The sequence below is a fragment of the Paenibacillus sp. FSL L8-0644 genome (assembly GCF_038008165.1).
GTDB classification, from domain to species: Bacteria; Bacillota; Bacilli; order Paenibacillales; family Paenibacillaceae; genus Paenibacillus; species Paenibacillus polymyxa_D.
The window spans coordinates 314,195-336,860 of record NZ_JBBOYN010000001.1 but is presented as its reverse complement, the minus strand read 5'-3'; the positions used below and the strand labels follow the sequence as shown (position 1 = coordinate 336,860).

The following is a 22,666-nucleotide window of genomic DNA, read 5'->3' as shown; positions in this document are numbered from 1 at the left end:
TAAAAATTCACATATTGCACAAGGTTATTTCAACCTAAAACAATAGCCCTCTACAATATGCGAATCTCAGGTCACAATCTCAATATACTCATATTACCATAAGTGTATTGAAAACGCAAGCACTGGTGAATTTAATTTATGCAGAGTGCTTATGTTCTCTATTGCTGCTTCAAAGCTGTGTTCATTCGGCGGGAGCGAGTCATTAACGCCTACTTAAAACATTATATCCGCAGTTGCTACCTATTATACCAGCAATCAAGAAATAAATATACAAAACATTGCGCAGGAGACGAACTTCTTAATAAAAGCCCATCTCCTGCGTTTATTTGCTTATTTTGAACTACAATTCTGCCAGTGCTTTAATTTCCTCTGCTGTCAGCGCTTTGTTATACAATTGAACTTCATCCAGGCTGCCATTGAAGTAAGCATCGGCGGCAAAGCGGCTTTTGCCGAGATAAGCCTCGCTCGTCAGCAACTCATTGGGATTAAAGGTAATACCGTCATTAACAGCTACTTCCTCACCATTTACATACAATTTCCCTGTATTCCCTTCCAGTGTAACCGCTACATGTGTCCACTGGTTTAGCGGTAATGATGATTTGGAAAGCAAGCTTTGATCCGTACCTTCATGGATTGTAAACTGGAGTACACCGCTACCTTGGGAAGGGGTAAGAAACATATGCCGGGCTTGGCCGTTGCCGAAGTCAAAAATCCGTTGCCAAGCTGCACCGCCCTTCCAGTTCACCCAAGCGGAAAAGGTAAAATCCTTCGCATCTGTTACTGTATTTGGTAGTTGCACGTAACCATCCTTACCGTTTAGGACAAGCGCACCGCCAAGCTTCCCGTCTTTATCCCATGCAGCACCACCATAGGTCTTACCATCAAATTGATTGTATGTGCTGTCGACAACCGTAGTTCCTTGATCTTCATTCCACGAATAGCGTGCGAGCTGAGGACCTTGGGCCTGCCCGGGAACAATGGCTGTAAAGCTTTTCTTAGCGGTGGCTTTGTCCTTTTTAATGGTCGCCGTCAATGTAACTTTTACAGGCTGAGAACCGGCTTCTGGACGGTATACATCACCTGTCACAGAAATATTCTCCGGGTGGGTGGACTCCCATGAAATAGTGGTATCTTGTGCTGCTTGAGTAGGTAGCGTCAGATTATAAAGAACATTGCTCGTATCGCCCAGACTAAGGTCCTTCTGCACAGCAGTTACAATCTTGCTGGCCTTCAGGTCAGGCTTTAGCGAACCCCATACCGCAACACCCTTGGAGGACAACGCGGTAAAAGCAAGCGTCTTGGCACCTGTGTCTGGATCACGGTGCCGCAGGAATACACCTTTGTACTTCGTGCCCTCTGCTGTAATTTCCAACTGATTGTCTGCCCCCAACTTCCATGTACCGTTCACTCCACCAGACAGTTTGCCACCGCGATCCAGATTGACGATAACAGCTTGCTTAATATTTGCCGAAATTTCCTTTCCATGATTTACATACGAGTATTGACCGAGGACATCCTTTTCTGACAGCCTTTTCAGTGAATCCTCATCTCCCGAATAACGATAAGGAGCAACCACAGGCCAACCGTCAGCGTTCATGAACATTTCATGTACCCGCACTTCAAACTGTTCGCCTCTCCCAGGGAAACGTGAATGAAAAATGACAAAATGCTTTTTCGTCTTGGGATCATAATAAGCCGAGTTGTGTCCGGGCGACACATAGCCTGCACCCAGTCCTGTACCCGGATCACCAATTTCTCTTGGAATCAGGTAATTACCTATCAGTTTGACACCGTATGGTTCAATGGAAGCGTCATCAAAAAGTGGTTTGTCCGGATTCGCCTTGACCTTGATCATATCGTTGCCTTCAGCATCGTAGAAAGGACCATCCGGTGTTTTGGACCGAGCCACCCGCAGGTTGTATCCGCCATCCGCTGACAATCCACCATACGATAGGAACAAGTAATAGTAGTCCGTTTGCGGACTGTATTGTATGTACGGCCCTTCCATACGAGCATGGTTGCCGCCTGTCAGCTTTTTCCCGTAGCCTTGACCTGGGAGCGGCTTCCCTGTTTTTTCATCCATCTGCATAATGAAGATGCCTCCTGAGTAGGAGCCATATACCATCCACAGCTTGCCGTTCTTATCGTAAAAGGTGTCCGGGTCCACGGCGTTCGGATGCTTGGTTGCGTCATAGATCGCCCCATCCTCACTCGGTTGGTCCCACATACCGGATTTTAGAAAAATCCCTTTATTCTTATACGGCCCTTCAATTTTATCAGCAACTGCTAGGCCCATTGCTGAACGCGGGGAATCACCTTTACAAGCGTTATAATACATATAGAACTTGCCATCTGCCAGTTGAATGACATCAGCTGCCCACAGCGTGTCTGTCTGCGCCCAATCCAGTGCTTCCTTTAATTCTTCTTTAACGTTGGGAATTAATGCATTACCATTCGCCACTCCTGTAGCAATCGTATCCCAATTCATGAGGTCTTTGGACTTGGCAGCCGCAAGATGGGAGCCAAAAATGTAAAATGTGTCTTTCACTTTCAGGATGGATGGATCATGTACGGAAGTCTCCTTGAAGGAAACGGCCTTTTTACTTTGGATTGAAAGGTTCCCCATATCTTGAGCCTGAAGGGAAGTTTGACCCACACTTTGAGCCTCAACTGTATCTAAATTGAGTGTTTGCTCGGCGCCTACCAAAGAAGCAGGCAACAACAGCGCACCTGCGAGTGAAGCTGCCGTTACTTTACGAACAAATAAATGCTTCATAAATTAATCTCCTCTCGTTTTGAACATCCCTGATAACATAAAACAATTTTGGGAAAGCGGTCAGGATTATGTTTGTAATAACTTCTTCGCCCTCGAATTTAAAGTTACTTATCCCTCCTGTCCAATTTAAAGCGCTTTCAATAGATTTGAAAAATAAAAGCACCTTCTGTTAAGAAGGCCTATTCAAACCTGACGGTTAACCGTACCTCTATATTATTCAATGGATATGGAAAATTCAATATGTAATTTTATATTTTTATAAATTATTCACTGTATTATTAATTATAATAAATGTATTGCTTTAATTCCTAGTTTAAAGTTATAATTTGACAAGTAAAATTCTATATGTTACCTGCCGATATATTTAAAAACAACTGTTTTATGATGATTATAATACAAATATTTACATTTTATGAGGAGGTGAAAATATATGCAATGGTATTTAAATGGATTAAAAAACTATGTAGGATTCCAAGGTAGAGCAAGACGTACAGAGTATTGGATGTTTGTACTATTTAGTGCAATCGCTAGCTTTGTAGTCAGCCTGATCGATAGTCTTGTAGGCTTATCACCGGTATTGACTTTGATTTATTCTCTTGCTGTCCTGTTGCCATCCTTGGCCGTTATGGCCCGTAGACTGCATGACACAGGTAGAAGCGGATGGTGGATTCTAATCAGTCTGATCCCTCTCGTAGGGTCAATTATTTTGATTGTATTCTTCTGCCAAGACAGTCAGCCTAGCGACAATAAGTATGGAAAAAACCCTAAATTGTAATGGTTGTAGATGTCTAAAACCTCTTTCACTTTTGTGAAGGAGGTTTTTTTCATATCCGGCAGAATCCAAAGGGTAAATTACTTCCATTATTCACATCCATGAATTTTTTTAGCTTTACCTGTTTACATTCTCCTCTTTTAGTTTATTTTAAACGAGTATTAAGCTGGCACTAAGATTGGGTGTGTATGATGTATATTAGAATCTGGTAACTACATAAGCCGGATCGGCTAAAGGCATAAACATTACTCCCGTTGGATATCCATATAAGGCTCCACTCTGTCAGAAATTGAATGAAACACAAAGGAGATTTTACACTTATGAATCGAAAACGAATGTTGGTCATCTGTACACTGTTGCTGGCGTTGTCTATTGGGCAATCTTCTACTTGGGGAAGTCGGGCTAATGCTGCTACACTGGCTCCAGAGAGAGCCCCTCAGGTACAGGATAATGAAGCTTCCAAGGATGATGAACTGTTGAAAACATTGGGCGCATCCTCGGATGAGCAATTATATGAAGCGTTGTATAACGGTCAAACCTTGGCAGATATTGCACACACCAATAATCAGGATGCACAGGCTGTCATTGATTTACAAGTAGCTCAGTTAACGGAGCAGTTGGATCAACGACTGGCTAATAAGAGCATTACGCCTGAGCAATATCAAGCCCATAAAGCAGAATTGACACAAGTCGTTGCTAAAAGTGTGTTCGGGCTGTAAGTCAGTGACGTACGTGGCCAGCTATACGCCGTAGTTCAGGACACCCTCAGAGGTGCTTCTTAATTCATGTCAAAAAGGCGCTCCCCCGACGGGATGGCGCCTTTTTGCTGTCTATATTTTGTTGTAAATTACACTTGGTATACTCGGATCAAGTTAGTGGTGCCCGCCTCAGCGACTGGAACACCCGCCGACAGGACTACAGTGTCACCTTTATGGATATATCCTGCATTCAGAGCGTTACGGATGGAGGATTCGAACATTTCATCCGTTGTAGCTACTTTATCCCCTTTGATCGGGAACACACCGGATAACAGGCAAATTTTAGCGAATACCGTATTATTCGGAGTAACCGCAATAATAGGCGCCTTCGGACGATATTTGGATACCATACGTGCCGTGAATCCACTGGCAGTCGAGGTAATAATCGCTTTGGCATCCAGCTCCAGAGACGAACTTACCGCACCCTGACTAATCACTTCGGTAATGTTGGTGCTCTGACGTGCTCTGCGCTTATCGAACTGCTCCTGATAATCCAATTGTGATTCTGCACTGGCAGCTACCGCAGCCATGGTCCGTACAGACTCGACAGGATATTTACCTGCAGCAGATTCACCTGACAGCATAACAACATCGGCTCCTTGCATAACGGCATTAAACACGTCACTAACTTCAGCTCTCGTCGGACGCGGGTTCACCTGCATGGATTCCAGCATGTGGGTAGCTACGATAACGGGCTTGCCGACCAGATTACACTTGTCGATCATTTCTTTTTGCATCACAGGCACATCTTGAATCGGCACCTCGACGCCCAGATCGCCACGGGCTACCATAATGCCATCGGAAGCTTCGATAATATCATCCAAGTTTTCCATGCCTTCAGCATTTTCAATTTTGGAATAAATTTGTACATGCTCCGCATGATGTCCCTTCAAAATCTCACGGATTTCACGGATATCGTCGCCTTTACGCACAAAAGAAGCCGCAATAAGCTCAACGCGCTGCTCCACCCCAAATTGGATGTGTCTCACATCTCGCTCCGTCACGCCTGGAAGGGTTGTATGAATCCCTGGCAGGTTTACACCTTTTCTCGGCTTCAAAATACCGCCGCTTACAATATTACAAATCATTTCCGTACCTTCGATGGAGGTTACAGTCAGATCAACCAAACCGTCGTCAATGAGAATGCGGTCGCCTGGTTTGATGTCCTTCGGCATATCCGGGTAATTCACTGAAATACGATGCTCGTCCCCTAGAATCTCTTCTGTGGTCAGAATGAGCTGGCTACCTGGCTTCAGCAGACAAGATGCCTCTCTCAGCTTGCCAATCCGTATTTCCGGTCCTTTAATATCCATCATGACAGGGATAAAGGTATTCATTTCCTTCGCAGCCTGACGCACATTTTCGATACGCTTAACGTGATCTTCCAGCTCACCGTGAGCCATATTCAAGCGGGCTACAGTCATACCAGCCTGGATCATTTCTTTTAACAAATGAATGGAGTCACAGGCAGGTCCCATAGTACAAATAATTTTCGTTTTAAGCATAGTAATGTCATCCTCCTGAATGTCTTTACTGTATGGTTTTCTATTCCACTTTGCTTCTCTATCTACATTAAACTTATATGGCTCTATTCTACCTGTACCCGTGCACCAAGACTATGAACTATAGTATGATGAATGTACTACAGTATAATGAATGTTGAAGACATCGGGGAGTGAGTTTCGTGATTACATTGGTGGATATACGGCAGGACAACGGAGTGGACTGGTATGAAAAGGCTAGTGCAAATAGCGACAACGATGACTTACTGTTCATTTTGGTCACCTTTGGCAAATGTGTATATTGGGTGAACGATTGCAAATTCATTCTCGGTAAAGGTGAAACACTGCTTTTACCCAGTCATCTGGATTACTATGGCAAGAGCATTCCTACGCTTTTTCATACCAAGTATGTGATACATTGCCGCAAAACATGTACGAACAGCACACTTCCCATCCTGAATACTGACAAGCCGTTGTTGATCAAGCCCGGATGCTACGACATGCTGCATGAACGGATCAAATCGATGTACTATCAATGGACTGAACACCCAAGCTACTACACCATGATGGCTGACTGTCTGCTGACCGAGGCCATGATATATATGAATCAGGAATGGGACAAAGGCGCCATTTCTTGCGATCGAGAGCGACATGTGGAACATATGAAACAGTATATCCAGAACCATTACCGGGAAAAGGTAACCAAGGAGGAGCTTGGCGACGCCATCCGTAAAACCCCCAATTATGCCGCGACGCTGCTGCGTGAGGTAACACGCCAAACGATCAGCGAGCATGTACATACGCAACGTATTAAAACCGCCATCTACATGCTGACCGAGTCCCGGCTAACGATTCGTGAAATTTCGGAGTATGTGGGATATAGTGATGTGTCCTATTTCCATCGAATCTTCAAACGGTTAACAGGCTGCTCACCGTCCGAATTTCTGGATGAACGTTCCTCCATCGTTTAGAACTACAGAAATAGGATTATGGGAAGATGATACGAAGCAATTTTGAATTTGAAGCTAGGGTGTGTACGCAAACTGTGAAGCCGTCCTCTGGGTTGCCCGTACCGGTGCTTCATGGCATTATTTACCCGATTATAATGGCCCTTGGTCTTCAGCCTACAGCTTTTTCTGGCGTTCGTGGTTGATGCACTGGCGAATCCGCTCTGCTTTGAGTTAACACCGGGACAGGCAGATGATTCGGTAATGGATTCCGAGCAAACGAGACCGGAGGAGGAAGCGGGCGTATGACCAGGATACGTATAAAGAACGGCCAATTGATCGACTGTTTTTTTAATAAAATGAAAAATTATCAGAACTATAACACCTGATTAAGCTTGCTTTCGGGTTCTTCACCGTTTTTTATATGCTTTATATTATTCACAAAGAAATCATATCTTTTTTTATGCAACTTGACGCCATCTGGCATGCCAGCAGTATGGGGAGTAAGTATGACATTACTCAGATCCCTTAGTTCACTGTCAATTGAAAGCGGTTCAGATTCAAACACATCCAAGCATGCTCCTGAAATTTCTTTATCTTTTAAAGCAGCTATTAAGTCATTTTCATTGACAATCCCACCGCGAGCCGTATTGATAAAAAGTGCGGTATTCTTCATCTTTTTGAATACTCCTTTATCAATCAGTTGTTTGGTTTGCGGATTCAGTGACGTATGTACAGTGACTATATCTGATACGCTTACAAGATTATCGAAATCCGTCATTTTTACAAAGCTGTCAGGTTGTACAACGGCATGTCTAGCATTAACTAGCACATTCATATCAAAAACCCTGCAAAACTCAGCTACTTTTTTACCGACAGCACCAAAGCCGATAATTCCTATCGTTTTATCTTTTAATTCACTTCCTGTATAATCCAACTGTTTTTCATCTGTTCTGGTTTTCATGAATCTATCAAGGTAGGGTATGTTTTTATAATAAGACAACATCAGCGCCATTACATGCTCGGCCACTGCCTGCGCATTCACTCCTGCAGCATTAGCTACCCAAATACCTAGTTGCGTGCAGGCATCAATATCTACATTATCATACCCTGCACCCGTCTGTACCAGTTTCAAATTCTTTGCCATGGAAAGTAAGTCGCGATCCACTTTGATATGTTCAGGTATGATTACCTGACAGTCTCCAATATGATGCAGCATTTCTTTTCCCGGCGGCACAATTACAATGTCCCAGTCATTAGGAAAATATTTTTTAATATTTGATTTTGAAATTTGTGTAAAATAGCCTACTATAAGAATTTTCATTGTCAAGCCACCTCCAATTTCTTTGTTTTTACAATAATATGTTTATTGATATTTGTAAAATTGATCGTTTATATAAATTCTACATAGACTGAATTTTTGAATTACATTCGTATTCACAAGCGATCAATGACCTCCAACGATTTGTCATTGACGCGTTTCATGAAGGCTGCGACATTGATTCGAATATGATAAAACTTCTTGTAAAATACGTTGTGAACGACATCGCTCTTTAGCCACTTCCATAAACCTTCAATCAGGTTAAGGTCAGGCGAGTACTTCGGCAGAAAAACAAATTGTAATCGGTGATGCTGCTTCAAGAAATCTTGCACTTGGGCTGCATGATGAATGCGGCCGTTATCCAGGATCATCCACAATATCGACCTAATTAGATTGATTAGAGCCTATACGCAAACCTATTTGAGCCACATCCTTATCGAAATCAACGCCAAAAAAGCCTTGAACATGCTCGCTGTCTTGTCATAGCGGATTGCCCAGCGCATCCACCACGGCATGGATTTTCGTGGTTAATCCGCCTCGGGAACGTCCGATCGCTTGCTTGCTGGCCCCCTTTTGCGCCGGCCCCATGCTGATGGACTCGGACAATCGTTGAATCAATCATCATTTGCTCAAAGTCAGGTTCAATGGTAACGTGCTTCAGGATTTCATCCCAAATGCCGGCCTTTTGTAGGCGCCAGAAAAAGCTGTAGACCGAGGACCAAGGACCATAATAATCGGGTAAATCACGCCAAGGAGCACCCGTACGGGCACCCAGAGGACGGCATTCAACATTTGACGACGGTTTTTGGGTGGTCGACCTCCTTGTGATTTTCGTACTGGGGGCAAAAACATCTGAACGACTTCCCACTCACGGTCTGTTAATTTGTATCTTCGTCTCATATCTCTTATTCTCCAAAATATTCTCTTGATCTACAGTTTGCGTACACACCCTAGAAAAAAGAACGCTCATTTTTTTGAGCGTTCCTGGGAAAATCAGTTTTCTTCCTCTTTTTTTTCGTAGGTGAAATTTCTTAAAATGACCTGTTTTGTTTTAGAAGTTATTTCTTCTCCCTTATTATCCAAATTTGCAACCTGATCACTTTGGTACTTGTTTGGAACCTTAACGGGATAAAAATCTCCGTGCTCAGTTAACAGGACATGGGGTTGTTTAGATTCAGCTAGATGAGTTAGTTCTTTCTTTCTCTCTGGTGAGAGCTGGTTAGAATCATCGGTTGCCTTAGTCTCAGTTTTGGTTACACTGGTTTTAGAATCGCCGGTTACCTTAACCTCAGTTTTAATTTCATTAGCAAAAGTTTGGCTTTGAATGACGGTTATAACCCCTCCGATAAGAACAGTTAGACCTAAGACAACAACACTTGTTCTTAATCGCTTGTTCACACGCACACACCTCCCTTCTCAAAAGATGTATTACGTATTTTAGAAAATATTAGTATTATAACGAGTTCATAAAAAACATAATAATCGTGGTTAAGTACCATTACCTGATATTCTCCAAAACCTGAAGCTTTAATTTGAAAATTCCTATTTTCATCTGTATATCTTCCATAAACGGCAAAAACCTCTTTTTCAACAGCAATTGATTCTATGGGTTTCGCATTTTTGATAACTTCATTATATTCTTCAGGCGTCAAACCGCTCAATAGTGAATTCGAATTAGCAATTGAAGAATATGGTGGGAAGTCCATTTCATTGAGATGCTCTGAAACCATTGCGTTATGAGCCGACGTTGGCCAAAGCCAAATTACGTATCCGGATACGTAATGATAAAGTCTATAAAAAACGGTCTCCCCACCTGGAAGCTTCTCTAGCATCCCTTTTCAACAAGGGCCTAGAGCGCTCCAAAGTAGGGCGACCGTTATAGTTCATTTATATGCGAATCTGTGCTTATTCCGAAATCATATTAAGTTGAAGAACCCGCTGTTTTGACCTCTTCCAGCATTTTATCGTTATAGCCAAACATCCAGGTCAGGACAAAGGCTACAACCATAGCAGCCAAGTTCGCCAAAATGTAAAGCGGAAGCTGATGGTTCATGTAGAGCAACGTGCCTGGAATGACTGTAACTGCCATACCTGTAGCCGCCAAATGGAAGAGTGAAGCGATAAAACCGCCAACCGCACCACCGATAAGCCCCATGACAAAAGGCTTCATGTATCTCAGGTTGACCCCGAAAATAGCCGGTTCCGTAATCCCCAGAAAAGCAGACAACGAGGAAGGAAGTGCTAACGCTTTTAGCTTGCTATTCTTCGTTTTCAGTCCAACCGCCAGACAGGCAGCACCTTGAGCAGCCATAGCGCAGGTAATGATGGCGTTAAAGGCGTTCGCGCCGTTCTTTTCAAGCAGTTGAATCTCCAAGAAATTAAAGATATGATGCACACCTGTAACAACGATAATCTGATGCAAGAAACCGATGACAATCCCTGCAATACCGAAAGGCAAATCCAGCACAAACGTTGTTCCGTGCAGCACCCATTCTTCGAGTGAATGGAAAATCGGACCGATGGCAAACAATCCCAAAGTGATCATGATCAACAGTGTTAAAAACGGTGTGAGAATCAAATCTAGCGCTTCAGGCACCCGTTTGCGCAGCGCCCGCTCCAGCTTGGCTCCGATCAAGCCCACGAAGAAAGCTGGCAATACCGAGCCTTGATAGCCCACCACAGGAATGAATCCGAACATCGTCAACGGGTGGGCTGAACCGTCCGCAACACTATAAGCGTTGGGCAAGGCTGGATTTACCAGCATCAGACCGAGAACGATACCCAGCACTGGACTACCACCGAATACTCTAAAGGCTGACCATGCGACTAACGCTGGCAGAAAAGCAAAGGCCGTATCTGTTAATACTTGTGTGTACAATAGAAAATTGGGTGAAATGTCCTGTGGCGTCATGCCAAGTAGAGCGAGAATTTGCGGCTGAGTGAGCAAGCCACGTAGCCCCATGAACAGCCCTGTAGCGACCAGCACAGGAATAATCGGTACAAACACATCACCAAAGGTACGGATGGAGCGCTGGAAGACGTTCCCTTCCTTTTTCGCCTGACTCTTCACCTCTTCTTTAGATGAACCAGTCACGCCAAGCTTTTCAACCTCTTCGAAAATTCGATTTACCGTACCTGTACCAAAAATAATCTGATATTGCCCGGAATTGAAGAAAGCACCCTTGACCTTGTCGATCTCCTCAACTTTTTTCTGATCAATTTTCTCCTTGTCATGCACCATAATCCGCAAGCGCGTCGCGCAATGAGCAAAAGATGCAATATTTTCTTGCCCACCGATTGCCTGGATCACTTCTTTAGCTATTTCTCTGTTCTCCGCCATGATGTTCATCCTCTCGTTGATTCCGTTATGTTTGATGATTAACGATCCACTTGATGTTTTAGCCTACTCATGTAAAATCCCATTTCACCGCCTGGAAGAGAGCCTCTCCCTTGTCGGCAAAAAAGCGTATTTCGTCACTCTCTGGATGCGGAAAAATACGACTGGTGAACACCTCTTCCCCATCATTGACGAAAATCTCAACTGAAGACGCATCTACAAACAAATGAAGTTTGATATGATCTTTATCCCATGAACACTGCCGTATCTCACCATACGAAGTGGCTACAGGCTCACCTGATTGCGAACGATCCAATACTAGTTTGCGACTGATGGCATCATATTTAATTACCGTTTTCTCAGTCTCACTCGCACGGAATTCAATACCAAACATCTTAGCGCTTAAAAGATCTACCTCACAGATCAGCTCATAGGCCGTACCTGTAAATCCTTCATAGGTTTTGCTCTCTGAGAATAACGTGTCAGCTACCCGATCCTCACGATTTCTGCGTAGCGTAGTCAGCTCAGGAATTGGCCGCTGCAAGAGTTTGCCCTCATGAAGCGTAAGCTCCCTTGGTAATGTCAGACAATGAGCCCATCCGTTCGGATCTGTGGGATAGTCGATATCCGGCAGACCCATCCATGCCACCATAATACGCCGCCCCTGCGGGTCAATCATCGTCTGTGGCGCATAGAAGTCAAAGCCTCTGTCGAGCTCGTGGAATGCGCCGTGCTCCAGTATTTTTGTACCGGTATCTAACGGCTTGCCGATTACGTAGCCCGATTGATAAATATTGTGATTTTCATCCCCGGAAGGCTCCAAGCCCTGAGGAGAAAAGATCAAGACACCTGCTTCGTTCAGTTCAAAATAATCCGGACATTCCCACATGTAGCCAAACGACTCCAGCCCTGTGCACAATTCTCCCTCAAACTCCCATGAATGAAGGTCGGTTGATCGGTAGAGGACGGCGCAGCCTGTTAAATTCGTTCTTTGGGCACCAATCACACAGTAAAAGCTATCGCCGTCTTTCCATAGCTTGGGATCACGAAAATGGTCTGTATACCCTTCTGGCACATTGGAAATAACGGGGTGCTCCCATTTAGTAATGCGACCGTTCTCGTCCATAACAGCCATGCATTGATAAGGATGTCTGATCCAATCTTCATCTCGTGCATTTCCCGTATACAGCATATATAATTTGCCCTCATGCTCCAGTGCGCTGCCTGAGTAAGCCCCATGTGAATCAAAATAATCCCCAGGTGCAATGCCAATACCCGCACTATTCCATGTGGCCAAATCTCTGGATTTCAAATGATACCAGTATTTCATCCCATGATCCGTTCCGAGTGGAAACCACTGATAAAATAAGTGGTATTCACCTTGGTAATACGAAAAGCCATTAGGGTCATTGAGCAAACCTGTCGGTGGCTGGATATGAAACGCCTGCCGCCAGTGACATTGCTCCACTTTCTCCTCCAAGCTGGCTATTTCACCGGGCTCTGCCTGCTCGATCACTCGATACTTTTGTTCTCTTGTCATTTTCATAGTTGTACCTCATTTTTATTAAAACTTCGCCTCAGGAACCGGTTCCAAATTAGTGAAAAAAATATTCTTTCGGAACCGGTTCCCATACGATTAAAAAAATGCTCATCCATGGATTTGCAACCGATTCCATTTATGTCCGTATACTATGGAACCGGTTTCGAAGAAATTATAATCCACTTGTTCAGCGTTTGTCAACGCTTTCTCTTTCGATAAGGGAATAATTCATGACCGTCACTTTTTCTACCGATTTATGTTCTACCAGCCGCATAATATTTTGCGCTGCTACACGTCCAGCATCCATATACGGATATTGAACGGTTGTCAGCGCAGGGTGAATGACCTCCGTAATATCGTATCCCCCAAAGCCAGTTACCGACAAATCCGACGGAATGACAATCCCTCTGGAATAAGCCGCATTGATTACGCCCAGCGCAATATTATCCGTAGCACACACCATTAACGTTGGCTTGAAATTGTCCAAAATAGCGGATGCAGCAATTCGTGCATCGGACATTTTAAATCCGGTCTCATAGTATCTGATATCATACCCTGCTGCTTGCATCGCATCGTCCGTACGAGACTCAGTAGGCAATGCATCGCGTACAGCCTGCCTAAAGCCCTCCTTGCGCTGCACACCGACGGCAACATCCTTTTCAGTAACACCAACGTAGGCAATTTCGCGGTGTCCCTGAGACAAAACGTACGTGCCAATATCATATCCTGCACGATAGTCATCATGGATAAGGCTATGAAGCTGCTCGTGCTGCTGGCCCACCAGCAACACTGGAATACCGATGTCACGAATCGCGGTCAGATGGTCGTCTGTAATTTGAGCAGCCAGCAAAATGATACCCGAAATCTTTTGTCGGCCCAGCTCATAAATGGCTTCGATTTCACGCTGTACATCCTGGCTCGTATTGGAGATCAGCATCTGATAATGCTGAGAACGCAGTTCCTCATCAATCCCCATCAGCGTATGGGATGTCGCAAAAGAATCCAGACGCGGCACAACGGTGCCGATAATGTTGGTCCGCTTCGCCTTAAGACTCTGGGCAAAGGCATTGGGCACATAGCCCGTGGCTTTAACCACTTTTTCAATTTTTCGTTTCGTATCCACGCTGACAGACCCGCCGTTCAAAAAACGGGATACCGTGCTCTTGGATACACCAGCCATTTGGGCTATATCTGCAATTGTCTTATTCATGAAGTCCCCCGGAGATTTTTCGTATTCACAAGCTTCCAAAACGTCTCTTTTCACATAACCCTATAATACCATATGGCGGGATTGGATTGCTGTGGCTCCAGACCCATCATGCACAAAACGCCGTCCCTTCAGTGAAGAAGGAAACGGCGTCTCATGATGAACGTAATTTTAAAAATCAAAGTTATCCGGATCTGGACCTACCCGAAGATCGGCATTTAACGCCTGAATTCGATCCATATCCTCGCGCGTCAGTTCGAAGTCAAAAATATCGGCATTTTCGACGATCCGATGCGCCTTGGTAGACTTGGGAATGGTGACAACTCCCTGCTGCACATCCCAGCGTAAAATCACTTGCGCCACCGATTTACCGTACTTGGTCGCTATGTCTTGCAGTACCGGATGATCCAGCAATTGGCCTTGCATTAACGGGGACCAGGCTTCCATTTGAATGTCGTTCTTTTGACAGAATTGCAACAGCTCGGTTTGGGTTAATTGTGGATGGAACTCCACCTGATTGATCATTGGCTTGATTTCAGCATCTTTCATGAGATCTTCCAAATGATGAATCTGGAAGTTGCTGACTCCAATTGCCTTAATCCGTCCTTCTTTATACAAGGATTCCAACGCTCTCCAAGCTTCTTTATACTTTCCCTGAACTGGCCAATGAATCAGATATAGATCCAGGTATTCCAGACCCAGCTTATCCAGACTGGCTTCATAAGCTGCTCGTGTCTCTTCATAGCCTAAATCTGCATTCCACACTTTGGACGTGACGAACAGTTCTTCTCTGGACAGATTATTTTCCTGAAGGGCTTCCTGAATAGCCTGCCCTACACTGCTTTCATTCGCATAGATTGCAGCTGTATCTATACTGCGGTAGCCATGCTTCACAGCAGCCTTTATAGCATCGACCAGCTCCGAACCTTCCTCCACTTTAAATACCCCGATGCCAAACCAAGGCATACGAACTCCGTTGTTTAACAATGTTGTGCTTTGTAAGTTTTGTGTCATTTTGTATCTTCCTCTCTATTTTTTAAAAGCTTTAACCTGCAATGGTGGTTGTATCCCTTTTTTCGAGCATACGACTCCAGCCTGTGAGCAGAACAGCAACGAAAACCATAATGCTCCCGATCCAGGCTGTATGAATGAGACCGAGTGAATCCGTTACAATCCCGCCTACATAAGCTCCGATGGCTATCCCTGCGTTGAAAGCAGCAATATTAACAGCAGAGGCAACATCGACAGCTTTGGGTGCAAACCGTTCGGCTAACATGACTACATATACCTGTAACCCGGGCACGTTCATAAACGCAAGCAATCCCATAAAGAAGATCGTAATCAGTCCTGCCGTTTTAAAAGGTGCCGTGAACAACAGGAGAAAAAGGATCACTGCTTGAATCAGAAACATGTAAAACAAAGCTGAAAGCGGCTTACGGTTTGCTGCTTTTCCGCCAATGACATTCCCGATGGCAATCGCAATTCCATACAGCAAAAGAATAAACGTTACCGTACTTTGCTGAAATCCGGTTATGTCGTGGAGTAATGGAGATAAATAAGTAAACACCACAAATGTGCCTCCATACCCCAAAGCTGTAATGATAAATGCAAGTAGCAAGCGACCATTGGTAACCAGTTTGACCTGCTCGCGGAAAGGAGTCTTGTTCCCTTTGCGCAGTGTAGATGGCAGCAGAATCAGATTGGCCATGAGTGCCACTACACCGACGACCACAATCGCCATAAATGCAGCCCGCCAACCCCATTGCTGCCCAATATAGGTACCCAAAGGTACACCTGTGACTGTGGCTACGGTCAACCCGGAGAACATAATGGAAATCGCACTCGCTCGACGATCATCCGGCACAAGATCGGCCGCGATGGTGGAACCGATGGACATGAACACCCCATGGGCGAACGCCGAGATCACACGTGCAATCAGCAGCAAGGCAATTCCACTAGAGACCGCAGCAAGGCTGTTACCTGCAATAAATATAATCATGATCCACAACAGCAACGTTTTACGGGGAACACTTGATGTTAATGAGGTCAAGACAGGTGCCCCGATGGTAACTCCTAATGCATACAGCGTTACAGTTAGTGCGGACATCGTTACAGATATGTGCAAGTCTTCAGCAATGAGGGGAAGCAGTCCCACGCTGATGAACTCAGTTGTCCCAATCGCAAAGGCGCTTACGGCTAGAGCCAGTAATGGCCATATACTTCCTTTTGATTCTGGCGACATGTTTTTCCCTCCTATCTATAGAAATCTTCAACCAACAGATGTTATTATGAGTTATTCAAGCAATTATGAACAGTACGTACTTTTTAGTGATATAGGTACCAAAAAGTACCCTAAATAAAGTTCTTTTTGATTAAAACAGGCTGTTAAGGTATGTATAACAGAAAGCGATACACATGGAGGGATCGGCATTGGGGAAGAAAAAATACAATATCTCTGTTGAGGCGACGTTAGAGGTGATCGGGGGGAAATGGAAATGCGTGATTTTGTGTCATTTGACACATGGAAAGATGCGGACAAGCGAATTAAAACGGATGATGCCTTCCATAACACAAAAAATGCTGACTCAGCAGCTTCGTGAATTAGAGGAAGACGGCATTGTCAATCGGATTAGCTATAATCAGGTTCCACCCAAAGTGGAGTACGAGCTTAGTGAATATGGATGTAGTCTGAAAAGCATTTTAGATTCTCTTTGTGCCTGGGGAGAAAGACATATCATCAAAGAATATGGGGATAAATCTGCGGTTTTGGAAGATAACATTCTGAATAAGCTGTAAAGCCAAAAAGAGCGCCTGCAATACATCAGCAGGCGCTTCCTCTCTCTAAATTCCAAGGGTTACCAATTCGATTTCATTTTATTTTGTGAAATCAATAACCATACGTCCTTGGATTTTGCCCTGCTCCATTTCCTCGAAGATCTCATTAATGTCTTCGAGCGGACGTTTTTGTACAAGAGGGACGACTTTACCTTCTGCAGCGAACTGGAACGCTTCTTTAAGGTCTTCACGAGTGCCGACCAAGGAGCCAATAACTTGAATGCCGTCCAGAACCAGACGAGGAATGTCCAGATCCATCTTATCGGTTGGAAGACCTACAGCTACAACACGCGCGCCAGCTTTTACAACGTCGATGGCCTGGTTGAAAGGTGTTTTGGCAACAGCAGTAACCACGGTTGCATCCAGACCAGCACCGTTTGTTAATTCCTTGGCACGAGCGACCGGATCTTCTTTCATGCTGTTAACGATATAGTCAGCACCAATTTGTTTGGCCAGTTCTAGTTTTTCATCACTGATGTCAAAGGCTACAACTTTAGCATTGAATACATTTTTGGCATATTGCACCGCCAGGTTACCCAAGCCGCCAATGCCGAAGATACCGATCCATTGGCCTGGTTTGATTTCACTTACTTTAACTGCTTTATATGTTGTAACCCCTGCACAAGTTACACTACTTGCAGCGGCAGGATCAAGACTATCTGGTACCTTGACCGCGTAGTCAGCTGTGACAATACATTGCTCTGCCATTGCACCGTCTACCGTATATCCGGCATTTTTAACTTCACGACACAGCGTTTCCCGCCCAGTTAGGCAATATTCACAATGACCGCAGCTTTCGAACATCCAGGCAATACTTACGCGATCACCAATTTTAAGACTGGTTACTCCTTCACCTAATTCAATGACTTTTCCAATACCTTCATGCCCTAGAACTCTGCCTGTGACATCACCGAAATCTGCATTTTTCACATGTAAATCTGTGTGGCAAACTCCGCAGTATTCAACTTGGACTAACGCTTCTCCATGCTTCAAGGAACGCAAAGGTCTCTCTTCTATACTGACTTTCTTGTCTTTTGTAACAATTGCTGCTTTCATGTAGATCTCTCCTTTAAATAGATATGGAATTATTTTGTAATGTACACTCATTATTATAGTAATTTTTGCCCAAAAAGGACAAATATAAATCTAACTTAAAACTATTTAATCCAAAAACGCTTCTTTCTAAGTCCTTGGACCCTTGTAGGAACTTTGTACAATAATTTACAATGTAAAAAGTTTCACATATTCTATTTTGGAAGAAGGATAAAGAAACATGAAAAAAAACTGGAAAGGTTGCCTGTTCAGCATATTTGCCATTATCTTGGCTGTATCGGTAACAGGATGCAATTCACAGCCCGCCATTTCTAGTACCACTAGCACTTCATCCTCATCAGTTAACAACGCTCATGCAGTTGTTCAGAAAGGCCCACACTGGTCCTATGAAGGAGATCAGGGACCGGAACATTGGGGAGAGCTGGAAAAAGATTTTGTTGCTTGTGGTAACGGCCACGAACAATCTCCTGTCAATATAGAGCATACCCATCTGGAAGCATCGCAAACACAGCAACCGCTGCAAGTTCATTACACTAAAACGAAAGCATCCATTTTGAATAATGGGCACACTGTGCAAATCAATGTTGCCGATGCCAGCAATAACATCATGCTGGACGGTACTAAATTCACTTTAAAGCAGTTTCACTTTCACCACCCGAGCGAACATCAAATTGATGGTAAAAATGCTGAAATGGAGCTTCATTTTGTCCATCAAAGCGACAACGGAAGCACAGCTGTCTTAGGGGTCCTTATCCAAAGTGGCAAAGAAAACAAGGCTTTCAACCGCATTTGGTCCAAACTGCCGAAGGATATTTCCCAAGAAGCGGCTCTGGATGAAGAAATAAATCTCGCTGCGCTGCTGCCAAAAGACCTGCACTCCGTTCGCTACAACGGATCGCTGACTACCCCGCCATGCACAGAACATGTAAATTGGACAGTGCTGGAGCAGCCTATTGAAATGTCCGCAGACCAAATCAACCAGTTTGCTGCCATTTTCCCCGATAACCATCGTCCTGTACAACAACTGGGGACCCGGGAACTGACTGCCGATAAATAATAAAATAAAGTGCCGTAAGATGTAAGGTGCATTCTATATTTGAATACCAAAATAAGACCCCTCTGTTCAATCTAGTTAGAGGGGTCTATTCGGTATTAAATTTACTACTCATTACAAACGCACCAGTTCCTCCACCTTCACTGGCTGACCTGTACGCATAGAGCGGTTGGCGGCGATGCCAGTTAAAATGGACCATGCACCGTCGATATGTGAGGCCGCACGATGGAACCGATCCTCTGCCGGCTTATCAAAAATATCCCGCAGCATAACTGGATCTCCTCCGCCATGACCACCTACGCCTTCTTCTACCTCAACTTCATAAGGTGCTGCAAAGTGAGGATAGATCGTGATGGTCTTCTCTTTTAGCGCACCCTCATCTGCCTTGCTGCCACCGGAATTAACATAGGATTGCTCGGATACCCGAACCTCCATCCGTCCCTTCGTGCCATTAAATACGATGATAAAGCCCTCCCAAGGCATGTAAGCATTCAGCGAATAGTTCATCACCGTCTTGTTCTCATACTTCACCATGACACTCAGCGTATCTTCTATGCTGATATTGTCGCCAAATACGCTTTGATCCCGCACATAGCCATCCTCATGCTCAGCATCCAGATACATACTTTTTAGATGCTCATTACGGTCCAGGTGTAGCGCAAAGGGGTCATTCTCCGCTGCCTTGCTGCCGTAAGCCCGTTGATAAAACTCCGTCACGCCACGCTGCTCCGCATTTTCCCGGCCGTAAAATTTCAGATCTCCCATCGCATACACCGTCTCCGGTTTCGAGCCAAGCCAGAAGTTCATCAGATCAAAATGATGCGTCGATTTATGCACCAGCAGACCGCCGCTATTGCGCTTATCCCGGTGCCACCGACGGAAATAATCCGCGCCATGCTGGGTATTTAGCAGCCATTCGAAATTGACTGACAGCACCTCTCCGAGCGTTCCGTCCATAATAATCTCGCGGATTTTCGTATTATGCGGCGCATAGCGGTAGTTAAAGGTGACGCGCAGCTTCCGTCCCGTGCGGTCTATGGCATCCAGAATGTCTTGGCATTTGTCCTCATCCACCGTCATCGGCTTCTCAGAAATGACATCACAGCCCAGCTCCATCGCCCGGATAATATACCGATGATGCACCCGGTCAATGGTCGTGACAATGACGATATCCGGCTTCGTCTCCGCGATCATCCGATCAAACTCGTGAGCTTTATAGGTCGGAATCGGCTCATGCTCGTATTTCTCCTGCAACAGCCGATTGGCATAATCCATTCTCGTCTGATTGACGTCACAGAACGCGATCAGCTCCGAGGTATCTTTGAAAACCGTAACAACTTCACCGTAAAAAAATTCGGCTCTTCCTCCGGTACCCACAAGCGCATATTTGATTTTAGCCAATTGGCTCACACCCTTTACATGAATTGCTTTTATTTTATAGTATAAGAAAGAGCGAAATCTTCGCTTTTATTATGATTTTTCCCAAAAAATATACATATATTATCCTTATGTATTCTTTCATTAAAGGAGACTATCGATATGATCGCTACACCCCGCTTTGCCATTGAGCAAGCGCTACGGACGGTGCCATTCAGCATGTCCGCCGACCATGTCCACCAAGCGCACGAAATCTATTATTTGCTGGCAGGAGAGCGCTACTACTACATTAATCAGCGGGTATACGCGCTCCAGAAGGGCGATCTGATTTGGATTAGCAAACATGATTTTCACCGTACAAGTAACAAGGGTAGCGGCAGCCATGAACGGATTTTGATTAACTTTGATGAAGAATTTGCAGCCTCGCCAATGACTGTCTCTCCCTCCAGCGATCAGAACCAGCCTCTTCTGCCAGAAAAAAGCTTTCTGCTTCGCCCCTCCGCGGAAGAACAATGCGAGCTGGAGCATCTATTCCAGCAAATGCTGGATGAATACTACCAAGAACATGTCTACCGCCAACTATATCTCCAAAGCTTGCTACTCCAGCTCCTTATCCGCATCCGACGCATACAATCAGCCACTGCCGATACCATTGCACCGGAACGTAGCGAAAAGCAGCAACGCGTGTACTCAGTCATTGCATACCTGCATGCTCATTATGCCGAGAGCCTGTCGCTAAATCAGCTGGCTGAGCATTTTTATATTAGCAGCACGTATTTGTGCCGTATTTTCAAGCAGACAACAGGTTTTACCTTAGTAGAATATCTTCAGGATGTGCGGGTCCAGCAGGCTCGTGTGTACTTGAGAGAAACAAACTGGAAAGTGACTTCCATTGCTGAAAAAACGGGTTTTGACAGCATTGCTCACTTTGGTCGTGTATTCAAGCTTCTTACCGGGCACACCCCGCTACAGTACCGAAAAAAATACAAAAAGGAGTAGCCATACGAAAAATCGGCATCTCCTGTTCCAAAGGTTCTCGGAGTTTTAAAACCCGAAGGGTTGGTGTAATCCAAAATGTGCGTTACATCTCCCTTTACATTACGATAATAGCTGTTACTATAGAGCCATGATCCCTTACTGATTTCAATCAGTAAGGGATTTGGAGCGGAATACCCATTTGAGGTATACCATGTTTCATGATCTTCCCATTTGAGTCCTATCAAAGTCATGTGGAGTGCGTAGCTCGGATGGACTTTATCGGAAAAGGCTGAAAACCAAAACTTGTGATGGTTTTCAGCCTTTTCACACCGCCTTTTGATTAGACACACTCCCGGACATTACGTCAAAAGCTATATGCAGGTCTTCAAGCTGGAATATGTGCATAGCTCGACCGCAGAGACGCTTTGAACGCTACTTTTTTCAATGCGAGAGGATCATGCGGCTCTTGTTTTATAAATTCAGTCCACTTAAAGCGGCTGGGAGGTATAAATATGCTAAAAACGATATTAGTTGTAGACGACGATGAAGAAATCGTAAAACTCATCACAAAGAGTTTAAGATACGAGCAATTTGCAATAATTTCGGCATATTCTGGGAAAGAAGCCTTATCCGCATTGGAAGAAAATCACATTGATTTCATCGTTCTTGATATAGTGATGCCTGATATGGATGGACTTGATGTCTGCAGAAGTATCCGAAATTCTTATAATGTTCCAATTTTGTTTTTAAGTGCGCGTGATAAGGACATTGATAAAATCGTCGGGCTCGAAATAGGAGCAGACGATTACATGACCAAACCTTTCAGTATTCAGGAGCTTGTCTCCAGGATAAAGGCTCACTTCAGAAAAGTGGACAGGCTTTTTAGAGAGTGGGATGAACTTAGTCCCAGTAACGAAAAGGCGGATTCTCCGCTCATTTTGAACGATAAGACGTTTGAAGCATTCCTGAATAGCAGGAAGCTCGACTTATCAACGAAGGAATTTCAGATTCTGTCTATCCTCATGCGCCACCCCAATAATGTATTGACTCGTGAGCAGATATATGAAAACGTCTGGGGAGACGAATACGGAGAAATAAATACCGTAACGGTTCATATAAAAAATATCCGTAAGAAACTTGGTCCTGAATATGACTTTATTAAAACAATATGGGGCATAGGATATAAATACACGGAAAGAGAGCAATAGT

The 22,666-nt window shown here is 44.4% G+C and carries 21 protein-coding genes and 2 pseudogenes; 8 read left to right on the top strand and 15 right to left on the bottom strand.

All coding sequences use genetic code 11. From position 1 onward, the window contains the following. Positions 1 to 340: 340 nt before the first annotated feature. A complete protein-coding gene (locus NSS94_RS01440; RefSeq protein WP_069010121.1) occupies positions 341 to 2,776 on the bottom strand; it encodes a LamG-like jellyroll fold domain-containing protein in 2,436 nt (811 codons plus the stop codon). Between the two features lie 430 nt (positions 2,777 to 3,206). Between NSS94_RS01440 and NSS94_RS01435 the strand changes: the two genes are divergently transcribed. Beyond that, positions 3,207 to 3,551, top strand: a complete 345-nt coding sequence (locus NSS94_RS01435) for a DUF805 domain-containing protein (protein WP_029516861.1) — start codon at positions 3,207 to 3,209, stop codon at positions 3,549 to 3,551. Between the two features lie 317 nt (positions 3,552 to 3,868). Next, positions 3,869 to 4,267, top strand: coding sequence for a hypothetical protein (locus tag NSS94_RS01430; protein ID WP_341038391.1), 399 nt, complete (start codon positions 3,869 to 3,871; stop codon positions 4,265 to 4,267). Between the two features lie 128 nt (positions 4,268 to 4,395). On the opposite strand, the gene pyk is transcribed toward NSS94_RS01430, so the two are convergent. Further along, positions 4,396 to 5,811 (bottom strand): pyruvate kinase, encoded by a 1,416-nt coding sequence (gene pyk, locus NSS94_RS01425; protein WP_029516863.1) that lies wholly within the window; start codon positions 5,809 to 5,811, stop codon positions 4,396 to 4,398. Between the two features lie 179 nt (positions 5,812 to 5,990). Here pyk and NSS94_RS01420 point away from each other — a divergent pair, with 179 nt between their 5' ends. Together NSS94_RS01420 and NSS94_RS01415 are read left to right on the top strand one after the other, a co-directional pair. Then, positions 5,991 to 6,779, top strand: a complete 789-nt coding sequence (locus NSS94_RS01420) for a helix-turn-helix domain-containing protein (RefSeq protein ID WP_029516864.1) — start codon at positions 5,991 to 5,993, stop codon at positions 6,777 to 6,779. A 141-nt stretch (positions 6,780 to 6,920) separates the two neighbouring features. Then, a complete protein-coding gene (locus NSS94_RS01415) occupies positions 6,921 to 7,064 on the top strand; it encodes a hypothetical protein (protein ID WP_208332761.1) in 144 nt (47 codons plus the stop codon). Positions 7,065 to 7,131: 67 nt separating this feature from the next. Here the strand turns inward: NSS94_RS01415 and NSS94_RS01410 are convergent, their stop codons facing one another. From NSS94_RS01410 to NSS94_RS01365, 11 genes and pseudogenes are all read right to left on the bottom strand, one after another. Further along, positions 7,132 to 8,079, bottom strand: coding sequence for an NAD(P)-dependent oxidoreductase (locus NSS94_RS01410; protein ID WP_069010125.1), 948 nt, complete (start codon positions 8,077 to 8,079; stop codon positions 7,132 to 7,134). A 113-nt stretch (positions 8,080 to 8,192) separates the two neighbouring features. Then, positions 8,193 to 8,447 (bottom strand): annotated as a pseudogene (locus NSS94_RS01405) (transposase); the annotation flags it as partial. A gap of 109 nt (positions 8,448 to 8,556) precedes the next feature. Then, complete coding sequence (locus tag NSS94_RS26175; protein WP_209018523.1) at positions 8,557 to 8,694, bottom strand: hypothetical protein; 138 nt, start codon at positions 8,692 to 8,694, stop codon at positions 8,557 to 8,559. 55 nt (positions 8,695 to 8,749) lie between these two features. Next, positions 8,750 to 8,976 (bottom strand): annotated as a pseudogene (locus NSS94_RS26170) (transposase); the annotation flags it as partial. A gap of 93 nt (positions 8,977 to 9,069) precedes the next feature. Next, the gene (locus NSS94_RS01395; protein ID WP_069010127.1) at positions 9,070 to 9,474 is read right to left on the bottom strand and encodes a hypothetical protein; all 405 of its coding nucleotides are present in this window, start codon (positions 9,472 to 9,474) and stop codon (positions 9,070 to 9,072) included. Next, a complete protein-coding gene (locus tag NSS94_RS01390; RefSeq protein ID WP_341038388.1) occupies positions 9,471 to 9,908 on the bottom strand; it encodes a hypothetical protein in 438 nt (145 codons plus the stop codon). Before NSS94_RS01390 ends, NSS94_RS01395 begins: the two co-directional genes overlap by 4 nt. 89 nt (positions 9,909 to 9,997) lie before the next feature. Continuing rightward, positions 9,998 to 11,416: a sucrose-specific PTS transporter subunit IIBC gene (locus tag NSS94_RS01385; RefSeq protein ID WP_029516869.1), complete on the bottom strand. Its 1,419-nt coding sequence runs from the start codon at positions 11,414 to 11,416 to the stop codon at positions 9,998 to 10,000. Between the two features lie 67 nt (positions 11,417 to 11,483). Further along, positions 11,484 to 12,959: a glycoside hydrolase family 32 protein gene (locus NSS94_RS01380; protein WP_340953827.1), complete on the bottom strand. Its 1,476-nt coding sequence runs from the start codon at positions 12,957 to 12,959 to the stop codon at positions 11,484 to 11,486. A 181-nt stretch (positions 12,960 to 13,140) separates the two neighbouring features. Continuing rightward, positions 13,141 to 14,163: a LacI family DNA-binding transcriptional regulator gene (locus NSS94_RS01375; protein ID WP_165149230.1), complete on the bottom strand. Its 1,023-nt coding sequence runs from the start codon at positions 14,161 to 14,163 to the stop codon at positions 13,141 to 13,143. Positions 14,164 to 14,331: 168 nt separating this feature from the next. Continuing rightward, on the bottom strand, positions 14,332 to 15,174 hold the full coding sequence (locus NSS94_RS01370; RefSeq protein ID WP_039274230.1) for an aldo/keto reductase: 843 nt from the start codon (positions 15,172 to 15,174) through the stop codon (positions 14,332 to 14,334). Positions 15,175 to 15,205: 31 nt separating this feature from the next. Continuing rightward, a complete protein-coding gene (locus NSS94_RS01365; protein WP_340953823.1) occupies positions 15,206 to 16,402 on the bottom strand; it encodes an MFS transporter in 1,197 nt (398 codons plus the stop codon). Positions 16,403 to 16,590: 188 nt separating this feature from the next. Here NSS94_RS01365 and NSS94_RS01360 point away from each other — a divergent pair, with 188 nt between their 5' ends. Then, complete coding sequence (locus tag NSS94_RS01360; RefSeq protein ID WP_013368959.1) at positions 16,591 to 16,956, top strand: winged helix-turn-helix transcriptional regulator; 366 nt, start codon at positions 16,591 to 16,593, stop codon at positions 16,954 to 16,956. Positions 16,957 to 17,034: 78 nt separating this feature from the next. Here the strand turns inward: NSS94_RS01360 and adhP are convergent, their stop codons facing one another. Further along, positions 17,035 to 18,051 carry an alcohol dehydrogenase AdhP gene (gene adhP, locus NSS94_RS01355; protein WP_029516874.1) on the bottom strand — a complete coding sequence of 339 codons (1,017 nt, stop codon included), beginning with the start codon at positions 18,049 to 18,051 and terminating at the stop codon, positions 17,035 to 17,037. Positions 18,052 to 18,268: 217 nt separating this feature from the next. Here adhP and NSS94_RS01350 point away from each other — a divergent pair, with 217 nt between their 5' ends. Further along, positions 18,269 to 19,105, top strand: coding sequence for a carbonic anhydrase (locus NSS94_RS01350; protein ID WP_341038387.1), 837 nt, complete (start codon positions 18,269 to 18,271; stop codon positions 19,103 to 19,105). 111 nt (positions 19,106 to 19,216) lie between these two features. Here NSS94_RS01350 and NSS94_RS01345 read toward each other — a convergent pair whose 3' ends face one another. After that, positions 19,217 to 20,503, bottom strand: a complete 1,287-nt coding sequence (locus NSS94_RS01345; protein WP_341038386.1) for a Gfo/Idh/MocA family protein — start codon at positions 20,501 to 20,503, stop codon at positions 19,217 to 19,219. Between the two features lie 138 nt (positions 20,504 to 20,641). Here NSS94_RS01345 and NSS94_RS01340 point away from each other — a divergent pair, with 138 nt between their 5' ends. Both NSS94_RS01340 and NSS94_RS01335 read left to right on the top strand, forming a co-directional pair. Next, on the top strand, positions 20,642 to 21,478 hold the full coding sequence (locus NSS94_RS01340; protein WP_341038384.1) for a helix-turn-helix transcriptional regulator: 837 nt from the start codon (positions 20,642 to 20,644) through the stop codon (positions 21,476 to 21,478). Positions 21,479 to 21,969: 491 nt separating this feature from the next. Further along, on the top strand, positions 21,970 to 22,665 hold the full coding sequence (locus NSS94_RS01335) for a response regulator transcription factor (protein WP_318628174.1): 696 nt from the start codon (positions 21,970 to 21,972) through the stop codon (positions 22,663 to 22,665). The last annotated feature ends 1 nt before the right edge of the window (position 22,666 follow it).

Bases quoted from the DNA above. Each gene is read 5' to 3' on its own strand.
- NSS94_RS01365 (WP_340953823.1), bottom strand. From the start codon at position 16,402: ATGTCGCCAGAATCAAAAGGAAGTATATGGCCATTACTGGCTCTAGCC.
- pyk (WP_029516863.1), bottom strand. From the start codon at position 5,811: ATGCTTAAAACGAAAATTATTTGTACTATGGGACCTGCCTGTGACTCC.
- adhP (WP_029516874.1), bottom strand. From the start codon at position 18,051: ATGAAAGCAGCAATTGTTACAAAAGACAAGAAAGTCAGTATAGAAGAG.
- NSS94_RS01380 (WP_340953827.1), bottom strand. From the start codon at position 12,959: ATGAAAATGACAAGAGAACAAAAGTATCGAGTGATCGAGCAGGCAGAG.
- NSS94_RS01350 (WP_341038387.1), top strand. From the start codon at position 18,269: ATGAAAAAAAACTGGAAAGGTTGCCTGTTCAGCATATTTGCCATTATC.
- NSS94_RS01335 (WP_318628174.1), top strand. From the start codon at position 21,970: ATGCTAAAAACGATATTAGTTGTAGACGACGATGAAGAAATCGTAAAA.
- NSS94_RS01430 (WP_341038391.1), top strand. From the start codon at position 3,869: ATGAATCGAAAACGAATGTTGGTCATCTGTACACTGTTGCTGGCGTTG.
- NSS94_RS01340 (WP_341038384.1), top strand. From the start codon at position 20,642: ATGATCGCTACACCCCGCTTTGCCATTGAGCAAGCGCTACGGACGGTG.
- NSS94_RS01375 (WP_165149230.1), bottom strand. From the start codon at position 14,163: ATGAATAAGACAATTGCAGATATAGCCCAAATGGCTGGTGTATCCAAG.
- NSS94_RS01435 (WP_029516861.1), top strand. From the start codon at position 3,207: ATGCAATGGTATTTAAATGGATTAAAAAACTATGTAGGATTCCAAGGT.
- NSS94_RS01390 (WP_341038388.1), bottom strand. From the start codon at position 9,908: ATGCTAGAGAAGCTTCCAGGTGGGGAGACCGTTTTTTATAGACTTTAT.
- NSS94_RS01410 (WP_069010125.1), bottom strand. From the start codon at position 8,079: ATGAAAATTCTTATAGTAGGCTATTTTACACAAATTTCAAAATCAAAT.
- NSS94_RS01385 (WP_029516869.1), bottom strand. From the start codon at position 11,416: ATGGCGGAGAACAGAGAAATAGCTAAAGAAGTGATCCAGGCAATCGGT.
- NSS94_RS01370 (WP_039274230.1), bottom strand. From the start codon at position 15,174: ATGACACAAAACTTACAAAGCACAACATTGTTAAACAACGGAGTTCGT.
- NSS94_RS01440 (WP_069010121.1), bottom strand. From the start codon at position 2,776: ATGAAGCATTTATTTGTTCGTAAAGTAACGGCAGCTTCACTCGCAGGT.